We start from the raw sequence: 13,103 nt of genomic DNA, 5'->3' as shown, positions 1-13,103 counted from the left end.
TTCGGCTGCATCCGACGCCAAGGGCCGCGAGATTAAGTTCGCTTCATCCGCCGCGCGCCCGGGCCAGGCCTAGCCCTTCAGGCTGAGCATGAGCAGCGCGAAGAGCACGAGCGCGGCGCCCTGCAGCAGCACGCGATAGCGCATCAGCTTCTGCGAGGTGGCGCCGCTCACGCCTCGCGCCATGCCGATCAGCCCGGCGAACAGGACGCCGAGTGTCGCCAGCATGGCGAGGGCGACGAGAATGGTGAGGAAGGTCTGCATGACCCCATCATGGGGCGGGCCGCGCGAAGCGCAACCGGGCCAGCGCCGCCGCGCCGGCCAGCCCCGCCAGGCCGCAGAGCGCGAAGCCGAGCGCGAAGCCGCCCGTGGTCAGCACCAGGGCCGAGAAGAGCGTGGGGGCCACGATCATCACGCCGGCAAAGACGAATCCGAGCGCGGCCGTCGCCGCGCCGACGCGGCCGGCGGGGGCGACGCGCGCCACCTCGCTCAGCATCACCCCGTTCCAGCCCACGGCCGAGGCGCCCATGGCAACCGCGACCACGGCGATGATGAGCGAAGGCCAGCCGGGCCCGGCCAGCGCCAGCAGCCCGCAGGCGCCGCCGATGGCGAGGCCGAGCGCCAGCAGCACCGGGGCCGCGCCGATGCGGTCCGCGATCAGCGCCCAGGCGATGCGACCCGCGACGCCGCTGCCCTGGGCGAGGGCGAGCATGAGGCCCGCCTGCTCCAGCCCCGCCCCCATCACCTGCACCTGCCAGACCACGAAGAAGGAGCCGAAGCAGAACTGCGCGATGCCATAGCTGGAGGCGGCGAAGGTCAGCGCGCGGATGCGGGCATCATCGCGCAGGATGGAAAGGCTCGACTTCGCATCCTGCCAGGGGCGCAGCGCCCCGGCCCCGGGGCCCGCGCGGTCGGTGTCGAGCGCCGCGCGCAGCGGTTGCAGGGCCAGCGCCAGCAGGAGGGAGAAGGCCGCCATCGCCAGCACCGCCGCACGCCAGCCATGGTGGATGGCGAGGATGGGCGCGACCGCCGCCACCATCATGGCACCGGCCGGCACCCCGCATTGCTTGAGGCCGAAGACGAGGCTGCGGATGCGCGGCGGCGTGCGCGGCGCCAGCAGATGGCTTCCCGCGGGCGTGATCGGCCCATGGCCAAGCCCGGCCAATAGCGCGGAGAACAGCAGCGCAACGGGATGCCCGATGGCCGCCAGGGCGATCCCCGCCGCCACCACGACCAGCGCGCCCTGGCAGACGCGCACGCCGCCATGTCGCAGCAGAAGCCCCTGGGTGACCGGTCCCGAAAACAGCGCACCGGCATAGACCAGCGCCGTGTGGATGCCGGCGAGGCTGGCGGAAAGCCCGGTCTCGGCCGCGATCGCGGGCGCCAGGACGGGCACCGTCAGGAAAGCGCCCATTCCCGCCATATGGGTGCCCAGAAGGGCCAGCATGATGAGCCAGATGGAGGGCGAAGCGCGCATGAATTTCCATATGGTGCATGCTGCGCTGCGGCGAGGCAACTTGACCCGGGCGGAATCTGCGCGGAAAGCAGGCAGCATGATGCTCCGCGCCCTTCCCCTGCTGCTGCTGCTCTCGCCCCTCGCGCTGGCCCAGACGGGAGGCCAGACGGGAGGCCAGACGGCGGCACCCGCGGCGCCGCGCCCGGCCGCCGCGGCACTGCAGGCCCCAGCGCCGGCACCAGCGCCGGCACCAGCCCCGGCCCAGCCGCAAGCGGCCGCCGCGCCTGCCGCCGCCCCCGCGCCCACGCCCGAGCTCGGCGCCCTGCTCGAGATCCTGCGCGACGAGGCGCGCCGCGGCGCGCTGATCCGCGCGCTGGAGGCCACCACCGGCGCACCCGCCGCGCCCGAGGCGGACGCGCCGACGCCCGAGGAGGTGATCTCCGCCCCGGCCGACATCGTCGTCGGCATCGCCAGCCGCGTCGGCCAGTTCCTGGTCCAGGCCTGGACGACCCTCTCCGCCGCCGCCGAGCTCGGCCTGATCCGCGCCTGGTTCGAGCGGCTGGTGACGGATGAGGCGCTGCAGACCCAGGTCTTGGCGCTGGCCTGGAAGCTCGCCCTCGTGCTGCTCGCCGGCATGGCGACGGAGCGCCTGCTGCGCTGGCTCATGAAGCGGCCCAATGGTTGGCTGGAGAGCCGCGGCATGGCGGTGCAGGGGCCGCTCCAGGGATTGCGCCGGCTGCCCTACATGCTGGGCCATCTCGGGCTCGACCTCGTGCCCATCCTGGGCTTTGGCGCGACCGCGCTCGCCATCATCGGCACCTTCGCCATCTGGCCCTCCAACCGTCTGGTGATGGAGGCCGTGACCTTCGCCTACATGGCCGCCCGCGCCGTGATGGCGGCAGGCCGCCTGGTCTTCGCGCCCGGCCTCACGCGCCTCCGGCTGATCCGCTGCGACGACGAGACGGCGGCCTATGCCACGCTCTGGATCCGCCGCCTCGCGCTGACCGGCGTCACCTTCTACGCGACGGCGGAGGTCGCGATGCTCTTCGGCCTGCCGCAGGGCGCCTATGAGAGCATCTGGCGCCTCGGCCTGCTCGTGCTCTCGCTGCTGGTGGCGCAGATCGTGCTGCAGAACCGCGCCACCGTCGCCACCCTGCTCGACGCGCCGGACCTCAAGGAGGGCGACGTGCCGACGCGCAGCCGCGCCCTCATGCGCGCCGCGCGCTCGCGCCTGGCCGAGGCCTGGCATGTGGCCATCATCATGTGGCTGCTGGCCGCCTGGACGGTCTGGGCGCTGGAGATCGACCGCGGCTTCGAGCGTCTGGCCGAGGCCTCGCTCGCCACCATCGGCATCATCATCGGCGGCAAGCTGCTGGATGAGGGCATGCGCCGGCTGCTGGACCGGCTCTTCCGCATCAGCGCCGACCTCTCGATCCGCTATCCCGGGCTGGAGCAGCGCGCGAACCGCTACCTGCCCGCGCTGCGCACGCTGATCTCCGCCGTCATCACCGCCGGCAGTGTCGTGCTGCTGCTGGAGGCCTGGGGGCTTGGCTCCCTCTCCTGGTTCGGCAGCGGGCGCTGGGGCGGGCGGCTGATCTCGGGCGCCACCAGCATCGGCATCACGCTCGTCGTGGCGCTGCTCATCTGGGAGGGGGCGAACGCCGCCATCCAGCGGCACCTGGCGCGGCTGCCGAAGGATGGCTCGGCCGCGCGCTCGGCCCGGGTGCGCACGCTGCTGCCCATGCTGCGGACCGCGCTCGGCGCGCTGCTTCTCGTCATCGTCGGCCTGACGCTGCTGACCGAGATCGGCATCAACGTGGCGCCCCTGCTGGCCGGTGCCGGCGTGCTCGGCCTCGCCATCGGCTTTGGCAGCCAGACGCTGGTGCGCGACGTCATCACCGGCATCTTCCTGCTGCTGGAGGATGCGGTGGCGGTGGGCGACACCATCACCGTCGGCGGCCTGTCCGGCACGGTGGAGGAGCTCTCCATCCGCTCCATCCGGCTGCGTGCCGTGGATGGCTCGGTCCATATCGTGCCCTTCAGCGCGGTGACGACGGTGACGAACCAGACGCGCGACTTCGGCTATGCCGTGCTCGACCTCGCCCTCGACTACGGCGCGGATACGGACCAGGCGGTGATGATGCTGCGCCAGGTGGGCGAGAGCATGCGCGAGGATGAGGCCTGGGCGCCGCAATTGCTGGCGCCGCTCGAGGTGCTGGGCGTGGACAAGATGACGGATGCTGGCGTGATCCTGCGCGCCCGCGTGATGACGCCGCCCGCCCGCCGCTGGGCGGTGGGGCGCGAACTGAACCGGCGCGTGAAGCAGCATTGCGACGCGGCGGGCATCCCGCTCTACGCGGCGGTGAAGGCGGCGGCCCAGCCCGTGACGCCTACGCCAGCCGCGACAGCCAGATGACGGCCACACCCCCCAGGATCGCCAGCATGTAGCTGCGCGTGCCGATCATGATGCCGGTGACGGCGGCGGCCGCCAGCAGGCTGGGCCAGCCGCCGGTCACCAGCGCGGGCGTGACGAAGGCCACGAAGATGCAGCCCGGCATGTGCCCCAGCATGGAGGTCACGAAGGGCGGCGGGCGGAAGGCGCGCAGCAGGGCGTAGCCGCCCGCGCGCAGCAGGTAGGTGGCGAGCGCCATGCCCAAGATGGCCAGCACCACGTCCCAACGGAGAGACATTTCCAGGCCCCTGAAACTCGGCCCCGGCCAGCTTGGATCGGGCCCCCGCTTGTGCCCGGCTTCGGTGCGGTTGTGAACCCGCGCCCCCCATTGCCGGAACGCGCCCGAGCCGCGACCATCGGGCACGGGACGAGGGAAGGGAATCAGGCCATGGGCTATGTGATCCTGGGTTGGGACGGCGAGGATGCGGAGGCCCCGGCGCGGCGCGCCGCCGTGCGGGACCGCCATCTGGAGGTCATCACGCGCTGGGTCGCGGCCGGGCGGCTGCATCTGGCCGTGCCGCTGTTCCGCGCCGACGGCACGGCGGCTGGCTCCATCATGATCCTGAACGACGAGGATGAGCTGGGTGCCCGCGAATACCTGCTGGAGGAGCCCTTCGCGCGGGATGGCGTCTGGCTCAGCTACCAGATGCGGCCCTATCGGATCGCGCCGATGCACTACCAGCCGCTCCCCTCCGGCCCCACGCCGGCCGGCATGACGCATTGCGTGGTGATCGCCGAGGATGCGGAGAACAGCGTGGAGAAGCGCCTCGCCGTGCGGCAGCCGCATATGGAGCGCGTGATGCGCTTCGCCGAGGATGGCACGCTGGCCTGCGGCGGCGCGCTGCTGGGCGCGCAGGGCGAGATGGTTGGCTCCATCGCCGTCACCCGCCACGCGACGGAGGAGGAGGCGCGCGCCTGGTGGGCGGACGACCCCTATGTGCAGAACGGCGTCTGGCAGAGGATGCGCTTCTTCCCGACGCGCTTCGCGCCGCTGCCCTACAAGCCGCTGCCGAAGCCGGAATGAGCCGGCTCATCGAATACGAGGACGCCCCGCCCGAGGTGCGCGCCGTCTTCGACGACATCAAGGCCACGCGCGGCGTGCCCGACGTCAACAATTTCTGGAAGGCCCTCGCGGTGCACCCGCCCACGCTGGCGCGCACCTGGGACAATCTGAAGCAGGTGATGGCGCCGGGCGCGCTCGATCCGCTGGTGAAGGAGATGGTCTACCTCGCGGTGAGCGCCACGGCGGGCTGCAACTACTGCGTCGCCTCGCACACCGCGGCCGCGCGGGCCAAGGGCATGGATGACGCGATGCATGGCGAATTGCTGGCCGTGATCGCCATGGCGGCCGAGACCAACCGCCTGGCCGAGGCGCTGCGCGTGCCGGTGGACCCGCAATTCCAGTGAATGCCACGCTCGCCGGGATCGGTGCGCTGCTGCTCTGGGCCTTCCTCGCGCTGCTCTCCAAGCTGGCGGCGGGGCTGCCGCCCCTGCAGCTGACGGCGATGAGCTTCTTCGTCGCGGCACTGACGGGCCTCGGCGTCGTCGCCGCACGGGGCGAGCTGGGCGCGCTCAGGCAGGGGCCGCTCGCCTGGGCGCATGGGGTGGGCGGGCTGTTCGGGTATCACGCGCTGTATTTCGCGGCGCTGGCCTATGCCCCGGCGGTCGAGGCCAATCTGCTGAACTATCTCTGGCCGCTGCTGATCGTGCTGCTCTCGGCGCCCATCCTGGGGCTGCGGCTTGGGCCGCGCCGGCTGGCGGGCGTCGTGCTCGGCTTCGCGGGTTGCGCGTTGTTGCTGGGCGGCGGCGCGCGCTTCCCGGCGGAGGCCTGGTTCGGCTTTCTCTGCGCCATCGGCTGCGCCTTCGTCTGGGCGCTCTACTCGGTCACGGCGCGGCGGCTCGATCGCGTGCCGACCGGCGCGGTGGCCGGCTTCTGTGGCGGTGCGGCAGTGCTGGCGGCACTCGCGCACCTGGTCTTCGAGCCGAGCGTGATGCCCGATGCGCGGCAGGCGCTGGCGGCGCTGCTGCTCGGCCTCGGCCCGGTGGGCGCGGCCTTCTTCCTGTGGGATCTGGGGATGAAGCGCGGCGATCCGCGCCTGCTCGGCACGCTGGCCTATGGCGTCCCGGTCGCTTCCACGTTGCTGCTCATCGCCGCGGGGGCGGGGGCCTTCACCTGGAATGTGGCGCTGGCCCTGGCGCTTGTCGCCGGTGGCGGCTGGCTGGCCGCCACGGCGCGGTAGAGCGGGCGTTGCTGCGCGGCTGATCCGCGTCCCTGGCGCGCTGCCAGGGACGATCAGGCGCGGGGCCTCAAGCCCCCTCGCAGCCCTTCTCGCGCAGGCTCTGCACCACCCAGTCGCGCGGCCAGGTGCCGGCCTGGATGTCCTGCTCGGCCTTGATCTCCTTGGCCTGGTGCGCCTCGGCCGCCGCGATCACGGCCTCCGCCTCGTCCATCGGCACCACCACCACGCCATCCTCGTCGCAGCAGATCAGGTCGCCTGGCATCACCACCTGGCCGCCGCAGGAGATCGGCGTGCCGATCTCGCCCGGGCCTTCCTTCCAGGGGCCGGCCGGCGTGTGGCCGCGCGCCCAGACGCCGAGATCCATCTTGGCGAGCGAAGCGACGTCGCGCACCGCGCCGTCCAGCACCACGCCGGCTACGCCGCGCTTGGTCGCGTGGCCGAGCATCAGATCGCCCATCAGCGCCACCGAGAGATCGCCATTGCCGTCGCAGACGATGATGTCGCCCGGCTGGGCCATGTCCACCGCGCGGTGCAGCAGCAGGTTGTCGCCCGAGCGCGCCTTCACGGTGAAGGCCGGGCCCACCATGCGCTTGCGCCCGCCATAGGAATGGAAGGTGCCGCTCAGGGACTGCAGGCGGTTCATCACGTCGCCGATATTGGCGGCGGGAACCTTGGCGGCGCGCTGGATGATGGCAGGCGCCACGCGCGCGGCGATGGGGCGGATACGAAAGCCGATGGTCATGAAATCCTCCTCGATTCGCGCCATGCCACCACGCGGCGCGCGATCGGGGAAGCCCGTCCCATAACATCCGTCCCGAGGCGATTCGCGGTCGGTTGCGTGTCGGAACCGAGACATGCGCGCCGCGCAGGGGTCATGGAAGATTCACGTGCAACCCGCCGCTTTCCCACCCATTCCGGCCGCATGCACAGCACGGAGCATCCCTGATGCCGCCACGGGATCAGACCATCCGGGTCCGCAGCGTCTTCGTCTCGGACATCCATCTCGGCACCCGGGGCGCGCGGTCCGACATGCTGCTGGACTTCCTTGCCCGGGTCGAATGCGAGCAGCTCTACCTGGTGGGGGACGTGATCGATGGCTGGCGCCTGCGCAAGGCGTGGTACTGGCATGCGGAGTTCGATGCGGTCATGCGCGCCGTGCTGGACCATGCCGAGCGCGGCACCGCCGTCACCTACATCCCCGGCAATCACGACGAGATGTTCCGCGAATGGCTCGGCCTCGAGATCGCCGGCGTGAAACTGCGGCGCGAGGCGGTGCATGAGGGCGCGGATGGCCGCCGCTTCCTGGTGCTGCATGGCGATGAATTCGACGGCGTGATCCGCTACGCCAAGTTCCTCGCCTATCTGGGGGACTGGGCCTATGACACGGCGCTGGTGCTGAACCGCTGGTTCAACCTCGCGCGGCGCAAGCTCGGATATCCCTACTGGTCGCTTTCCCAATGGCTGAAGCGCCAGGTGAAGGAGGCGGTGAAGGCGATTGACCGCTTCGAGGTGGCGCTGGCCGGCGAGGCGCGGCGGCGCGGGCTGGATGGCGTGATCTGCGGCCATATCCATCACGCCGAGATGCGCCTGGTGAACGGCGTGATGTACATGAATGACGGCGACTGGGTGGAGAGCTGCACCGCGCTGGTCGAGCATGCCGATGGCCGGTTCGAGCTGCTGGACTGGGCCGCGATGCAGCGCGCGCCCCTGCGCCTGCCGGCGGTGCAGCCCGCCTGATGCGCCTCGCCATCGTCACCGATGCCTGGCGGCCGCAGATCAACGGCGTGGTGCGCACGCTGGAGCGGATCACGGCCGAGCTGACCGCGACGGGCGACACGGTGGAGGTGATCGGCCCCGACCGGTTCCGGAACTTCGCCATGCCCGGCTATGGCGAGATCCGCCTCGCCCTGCTGCCGCGCGCGCGGCTCGCCCGCATGCTGGACGAGATCCGGCCCGATGCGCTGCATGTGGCGACGGAAGGCCCGCTCGGCCTTGCGGCGCGCGCCATCGCGATCCGGCGCGGCTGGCGCTTCACGACGAGCTTCCACACCCGCTTCGCCGAATATGTCAGCGCGCGCACGCGAATCCCGCCACGCGCCACCTGGGCGCTGCTGCGCCGCTTCCACAATGCCGGCGCGGGAACCCTGGCCGCGACGCCGAGCCTGCGCGAGGAGCTGGTCCGGCGGGGCTTCCGCCGCATCCTCCCCTGGACGCGCGGCGTGGACCTGGAGCTGTTCCGGCCCGGCGCACGGGATGCCTGGCATGGCCTGCCGCGCCCCGTCTTCCTCTATGCGGGCCGTGTCGCGGTGGAGAAGAACATCGCCGCCTTCCTTGAGCTCGACCTTCCCGGCAGCAAGGTGGTGGTGGGCGACGGGCCGCAGCGCGCGGCGCTGCAATCGCGCCACCCCGCCGTCCATTTTGCTGGCTGGCGCGAGGGTGAGGCGCTGGCCCATGCCTATCGCGGCGCGGATGTCATGGTCTTCCCCTCCCGCACCGATACCTTCGGGCTCGTGCTGCTGGAGGCGATGGCGAGCGGCACGCCGGTCGCGGCCTTTCCCGTGATGGGCCCGAAGGATGTGGTGGGCGCGGGCGGCGTTCTGGACGAGGATCTGCACCGCGCCTGCCTCGCCGCGCTGGAGGTGCCGCGCGCCCAGGCCCGCGCCGAGGCCGAGCGCTTCTCCTGGCCCGCCAGCGCCCGCGCCTTCCGCGAGAGCCTCACCCTGGTCTGACCGGGGCCGGACTTGCCTCGCGCGCGCCGGCATGCGAGGCGCGCAGCCTATGTTCGAGATTGACGCATGCTGCGCCGGCTGACGCGCCATCCGGCCTTTCAGGCCTTTGCCGCGAACCTGCTGGGCCTCTACCTCGCGCTGGTCTACCGGACCACGCGCTGGACGCTCATCGGCGGCGATGCGATCGACACTGCCTTCGCGCAGCATGGCAATGTCATCGCCGCCTTCTGGCACGAGAACCTTCCCTCCATGCCGCATCTCTGGCGGACCGGGAAGGCGCGCGCCGGCATCCCCTCGGCGCATGTGCTGGTCTCGCGCCATCGGGACGGGCGGCTGATCGGCGATGTGGTCAAGCGCTTCGACCTGAACATGATCCATGCCTCCACATCCAAGGGGGGCGCGGTGGGCATGCTGGCCATGGCGCGGCTGATCCGCACGGGCGCCATGATGGTGATCACGCCCGACGGCCCGCGCGGCCCGCGCCGCCAGCCGGCGCCGGGCGTGGCGCAGCTCGCGGCCTTCAGCGGCAAGCCCGTGCTGCCCTGCGCCGGCCGCTTCGCCTGGGCGATCGGCCTGAAGACCTGGGACCGGATGGAGTTCCCGCTGCCCTTCGGCCGCGGCGTGATCGTGGCCGGTCCCGCCATTCCCGTCGCGCGGGAGGCGCCGGAGGCGGCGCTGCCCGCCATCGCCGCCGGGCTGGACGCTGCCTGCGATGCCGCTGATGCGGCGCTGGGCAAGCCGCGGCGGTGAGCGGCGCCTGGCACATCGCGGCGACGCTCGCCGCCCCTGCGTTGCGCTGGAACCTCCGCCGCCGCGTGGCGCGCGGCAAGGAGGAGGCGGCGCGCCTGCCGGAGCGCGAGGGCCATGGCGCCGCCCGGCCGGAAGGCCGCCTGATCTGGCTGCATGCGGCAAGCGTGGGCGAGAGCCTCTCCATCCTGCCGCTGATCGAGGCGCTGGCCGAGCGGGATGCCGCCCTCCACATCCTCGTTACCACCGGCACGGTCACCTCGGCGCGGGTGCTGCCGCAGCGGGTGCCGGCGGCGCTCGGTGCGCGCGTGACGCATCGTTATGCGCCGCTCGACGTGCCCGGCTGGGTGGCGCGCTTCCTCGATGGTTGGCGGCCGGATGCGGCGGGCTTCGTGGAGAGCGAGCTCTGGCCCAACACGCTGGCCGCCACCCAGGCGCGCGGCATTCCGCTGGCACTGCTGAACGCCCGCATCTCGGCCCGCACCGCGCGGCGCTGGGGGCGCTTCGCGCCGGGCTTCGCGCGCGAGCTGCTGGGCCGCTTCCAGCTCATCATGCCCCGTTCGGCCGAGGATGCGGCCCGGCTGCTGGCGCTCGGCGCCCGTGCGGTGGCGCCGCCGGGCGATCTCAAGCTGGCCGCGCCCCCGCTGCCGGCCGATGCGGCGGCGCTGGCGGCCCTCCAGGGCGCCATCGGCGGCCGGCCCGTGCTGCTCGCCGCCAGCACACATCCAGGCGAGGAGGCGCAGGTGCTCGCCGCCGCCGAGGTGCTGCGGCGCGAGCGGCCGGACCTGCTGACCATCCTTGCCCCTCGCCATCCGGAGCGCGGGGCCGAACTCGGCCCCTGGCCCCGGCGCGCGCTGGGTGCCCTGCCCGATGCCGGGCCGGTCTACCTGGCCGATACGATCGGCGAGATGGGGCTGCTCTACCGCGTGGCCCATGTCGCCTTCATCGGCGGCAGCCTGGTGCCGCATGGCGGGCAGAATCCCCTGGAGGCGGCGCGCCTGGGCTGCCCGCTGGTCTTCGGCCCGCACATGCAGAACTTCACCGAGGCGACGGCCGGGCTGCTGGCCGCGGGGGGCGCCCGCCAGCTGCCCGATTCCGCCGTGCTGGCGGCGACCGTTGCGGATATGCTAACCCAGACGGAAGCGACGGCCGCCATGGCGCGAGCCGCCGGGGAATGGGTTGCCGCCAATGCCGCGCTGCCGGGCCGGATGGCGGAGGCGCTGCTGGCCCTGCTGGGCAAGGCCGGCCGGGTTTAAGGAAGGGTTGGGAAGATCAGCATTCGAGCGCCCGATTTCTGGGGTCGCCGCGGGGGAATTGCGCCCCTGCTGCTCTCGCCCGTGGCCGCCATCTACGCGGCCGCGACCGCGCGGCGCATGGCGCGCCCCGGCTGGCAGGCCCCCGTGCCCGTCATCTGCTGCGGCGGCGCCACGGCGGGCGGTGCCGGCAAGACCACGCTGGCCATGGATATCGGCAGCCGCATCCAGGCGCGCGGCACGCCCGCGCATTTCCTGCTGCGCGGCTATGGCGGCTCGGTGAAGGGGCCGGTCCAGGTCGAGCCCGGGCGGCACGGGAGCGAGGCGGTGGGTGATGAGGCGCTGCTGCTGGCGGCCCTGGCCCCCACCTGGGTCAGCGCGGACCGCGCGGCCGGCGCCCAGCTCGCCGTGGCCGAGGGGGCGGGCGCCATTGTCATGGATGATGGGCTGCAGAACCCGACGCTCGCCAAGACGCTCTCCCTGCTCACGATCGATGGCGGCTACGGCTTCGGCAACGGCCATGTGATCCCGGCCGGCCCGCTGCGCGAAAGCGTCGCCGCCGCCGCCGCCCGCTGCGACGCCGCGGTGCTGATCGGCCCGGACGAGACCGGCGCGCTGGAATTGCTGCCGCCGACCCTGCCTGTGCTGCGCGGCGACCTCGTCTCCGGCCCTGAGATGGCCGGGCTGGCGGGGGAGAACGTGTTTGCCTTCTGCGGCATCGCGAGTCCGCGGAAATTCTTCAACACGCTGCGCCAGGGCGGCGCAGTGGTAGCCGGCACCGAGAGCTTCGCCGACCACTACCCTTTCGATGCCGGCGACCTGAAGGCCCTGCTGGACCAGGCCGAGCGGCTGGGCGCCATTCCCGTCACCACCCGCAAGGACTGGGTGCGGATCCCGCCCGAATTCCAGGGCCGGGTGCGCGTGGTGAGCGTCACGCTGCGCTGGGATGATCCGTCCCAGATCGAGGCGCTGCTGGACCGGGCCTTGCAGCAGGGGTCGCTGGGAACCGCCTGAGCGCGAGGGCGAAGGCCAGCCCACAAAGCCCCGCCATGGCGAGGAAGGCGAGGCCGCCCACCGCGCCATAGAGCCAGCCGCTGCCCCACATCAGCCCGCCCGTGCTGGCCGAGACGGCCGAGGCGAGCAGCGTCTGCGCCCGCCCCGAGAGCCCGGCCGGCAGCGAGACCAGGGCGCGCATGGCCGAGAGATGCATGGCGCCGAAGGTCAGCCCGTGCAGCAGGTTCACCACCACCAGCACCGCTGGCTCCACGGTGACGGCCGTGACCGCCCAGCGCAGCACCCCTGCGCCCGCGGCGAGCAGCGCGAGGCCGCGCACGCCCAGCCGTTCCACCACCGGCCGCCCCCACAGGAACAGCACGATCTCGGCCAGCACGCCGAGCGCCCAGAGCAGGCCGATGAAGCCCGTGCTCAAACCCGCCGCCTGCCAATGCAGGGTCGAGAAGCCGTAATAGACCGCGTGGCTGCCCTGGATGAGGGCCGCCAGCGGCAACACCCAGAGGAAGCCGGGCTCGGCCAGCGGCGCCCAGATGCTGGTGGAGGGCGTGGCCCCGGTCTCGCGCCCCGGCGGCGCGGGCAGCCGCAGCGCCGCCCAGGCGGTCAGCAGCAGGCCCAGGGCGAGCATCCAGACGGCGATGCGCGGCCCCACCCATTCGGCGGCGAGGCCGGCGGCCAGCGCCCCCAGCATGAAGGTGATGGAGCCCATGGAACGAACCCGCGCATAGTCGAAGCCGCCCCGCCGCACCGCCCCCACCGCCAGCGCGTCCGAGAGCGGCACGATGGGCGCGGCGGCCGTGCTGTGCAGCACCTGCACCGCCAGCAGCAACGCGAAGCCGGCGGCCAGCCCGAAGCCCAGGGCAGCGGCGGCGGCCAGCAGGGACGCCACGGCCAGGAGGCGGCGCATGTCGGGCACCGCATCCGCGAGCCGCCCGCTCAGCGGCGCCGCCACCAGCCGCACCAGCGAGCCCGCGGCCAGCACGGCGCCGACCTCGCTGGCGCTGAGCCCGCCCTCGGCCAGGATGGCCGGCAGGAAGGGCATCATGGCGCCGAAAGCCGCGAATTGGGCGCCGAAGACCAGGGCGAAGCTTTGCGGGGGAGTCACGCCGGCCAATCTCCGCCGGGGAACCCCACCTTTGCAACGGGGCAAGTTGCAATCACCGCCGCATGGTTCATAACCCTGCGGCCCCTGTCGGATCATTCCCGTCGGGCCCATCC

The 13,103-nt window shown here is 72.6% G+C and carries 14 protein-coding genes; 9 read left to right on the top strand and 5 right to left on the bottom strand.

Annotation, left to right across the window (positions count from 1 at the left end; genetic code table 11):
* Positions 1-69 precede the first annotated feature (69 nt).
* On the bottom strand, positions 70-261 hold the full coding sequence (locus tag R9Z33_RS24395; protein ID WP_318649182.1) for a twin transmembrane helix small protein: 192 nt from the start codon (positions 259-261) through the stop codon (positions 70-72).
* A 7-nt stretch (positions 262-268) separates the two neighbouring features.
* Positions 269-1,474 (bottom strand): MFS transporter, encoded by a 1,206-nt coding sequence (locus R9Z33_RS24390; protein WP_318649181.1) that lies wholly within the window; start codon positions 1,472-1,474, stop codon positions 269-271.
* A 76-nt stretch (positions 1,475-1,550) separates the two neighbouring features.
* On the opposite strand from R9Z33_RS24390, the gene R9Z33_RS24385 reads away from it, so the two are divergent.
* Positions 1,551-3,869 (top strand): mechanosensitive ion channel domain-containing protein, encoded by a 2,319-nt coding sequence (locus R9Z33_RS24385; protein WP_318649180.1) that lies wholly within the window; start codon positions 1,551-1,553, stop codon positions 3,867-3,869.
* On the opposite strand, the gene R9Z33_RS24380 is transcribed toward R9Z33_RS24385, so the two are convergent.
* Entirely contained in the window at positions 3,844-4,143 is a 300-nt protein-coding gene (locus R9Z33_RS24380; RefSeq protein WP_318649179.1) for an AzlD family protein, read from the bottom strand. The genes R9Z33_RS24385 and R9Z33_RS24380 overlap by 26 nt on opposite strands.
* Before the next feature lie 150 nt (positions 4,144-4,293).
* Between R9Z33_RS24380 and R9Z33_RS24375 the strand changes: the two genes are divergently transcribed.
* Genes R9Z33_RS24375 through yddG form a run of 3 tightly spaced genes read left to right on the top strand, consistent with a single transcriptional unit; the run spans position 4,294 to position 6,145 of the window.
* A complete protein-coding gene (locus R9Z33_RS24375; protein ID WP_318649178.1) occupies positions 4,294-4,929 on the top strand; it encodes a YciI family protein in 636 nt (211 codons plus the stop codon).
* Entirely contained in the window at positions 4,926-5,312 is a 387-nt protein-coding gene (locus tag R9Z33_RS24370; protein WP_318649177.1) for a carboxymuconolactone decarboxylase family protein, read from the top strand. The genes R9Z33_RS24375 and R9Z33_RS24370 overlap by 4 nt, the downstream gene beginning before the upstream one ends.
* A complete protein-coding gene (gene yddG, locus R9Z33_RS24365) occupies positions 5,309-6,145 on the top strand; it encodes an aromatic amino acid exporter YddG (RefSeq protein WP_318649176.1) in 837 nt (278 codons plus the stop codon). Before R9Z33_RS24370 ends, yddG begins: the two co-directional genes overlap by 4 nt.
* 67 nt (positions 6,146-6,212) lie before the next feature.
* On the opposite strand, the gene R9Z33_RS24360 is transcribed toward yddG, so the two are convergent.
* Positions 6,213-6,887 carry an RraA family protein gene (locus tag R9Z33_RS24360; RefSeq protein ID WP_318649175.1) on the bottom strand — a complete coding sequence of 225 codons (675 nt, stop codon included), beginning with the start codon at positions 6,885-6,887 and terminating at the stop codon, positions 6,213-6,215.
* A 203-nt stretch (positions 6,888-7,090) separates the two neighbouring features.
* Here R9Z33_RS24360 and R9Z33_RS24355 point away from each other — a divergent pair, with 203 nt between their 5' ends.
* From R9Z33_RS24355 to lpxK, 5 genes are all read left to right on the top strand, one after another.
* Positions 7,091-7,882, top strand: coding sequence for a UDP-2,3-diacylglucosamine diphosphatase (locus R9Z33_RS24355; RefSeq protein WP_318649174.1), 792 nt, complete (start codon positions 7,091-7,093; stop codon positions 7,880-7,882).
* Positions 7,882-8,874, top strand: a complete 993-nt coding sequence (locus R9Z33_RS24350) for a glycosyltransferase family 4 protein (protein ID WP_318649173.1) — start codon at positions 7,882-7,884, stop codon at positions 8,872-8,874. The genes R9Z33_RS24355 and R9Z33_RS24350 overlap by 1 nt, the downstream gene beginning before the upstream one ends.
* A gap of 66 nt (positions 8,875-8,940) precedes the next feature.
* The gene (locus R9Z33_RS24345; RefSeq protein WP_318649172.1) at positions 8,941-9,624 is read left to right on the top strand and encodes a lysophospholipid acyltransferase family protein; all 684 of its coding nucleotides are present in this window, start codon (positions 8,941-8,943) and stop codon (positions 9,622-9,624) included.
* The gene (locus R9Z33_RS24340; RefSeq protein WP_318649171.1) at positions 9,621-10,877 is read left to right on the top strand and encodes a 3-deoxy-D-manno-octulosonic acid transferase; all 1,257 of its coding nucleotides are present in this window, start codon (positions 9,621-9,623) and stop codon (positions 10,875-10,877) included. Before R9Z33_RS24345 ends, R9Z33_RS24340 begins: the two co-directional genes overlap by 4 nt.
* A 21-nt stretch (positions 10,878-10,898) precedes the next feature.
* Entirely contained in the window at positions 10,899-11,888 is a 990-nt protein-coding gene (lpxK, locus tag R9Z33_RS24335) for a tetraacyldisaccharide 4'-kinase (RefSeq protein ID WP_318651699.1), read from the top strand.
* On the opposite strand, the gene R9Z33_RS24330 is transcribed toward lpxK, so the two are convergent.
* Positions 11,806-12,990, bottom strand: a complete 1,185-nt coding sequence (locus R9Z33_RS24330) for an MFS transporter (RefSeq protein ID WP_318649170.1) — start codon at positions 12,988-12,990, stop codon at positions 11,806-11,808. The two genes, lpxK and R9Z33_RS24330, sit on opposite strands and share 83 nt — an antisense overlap.
* Positions 12,991-13,103: the final 113 nt, after the last annotated feature.

This window comes from Sediminicoccus rosea (assembly GCF_033547095.1).
Lineage (GTDB): Bacteria > Pseudomonadota > Alphaproteobacteria > Acetobacterales > Acetobacteraceae > Roseococcus > Roseococcus rosea.
Note: the sequence above shows the minus strand (reverse complement) of the source record. Positions and strands in the feature narration are given on the sequence as shown.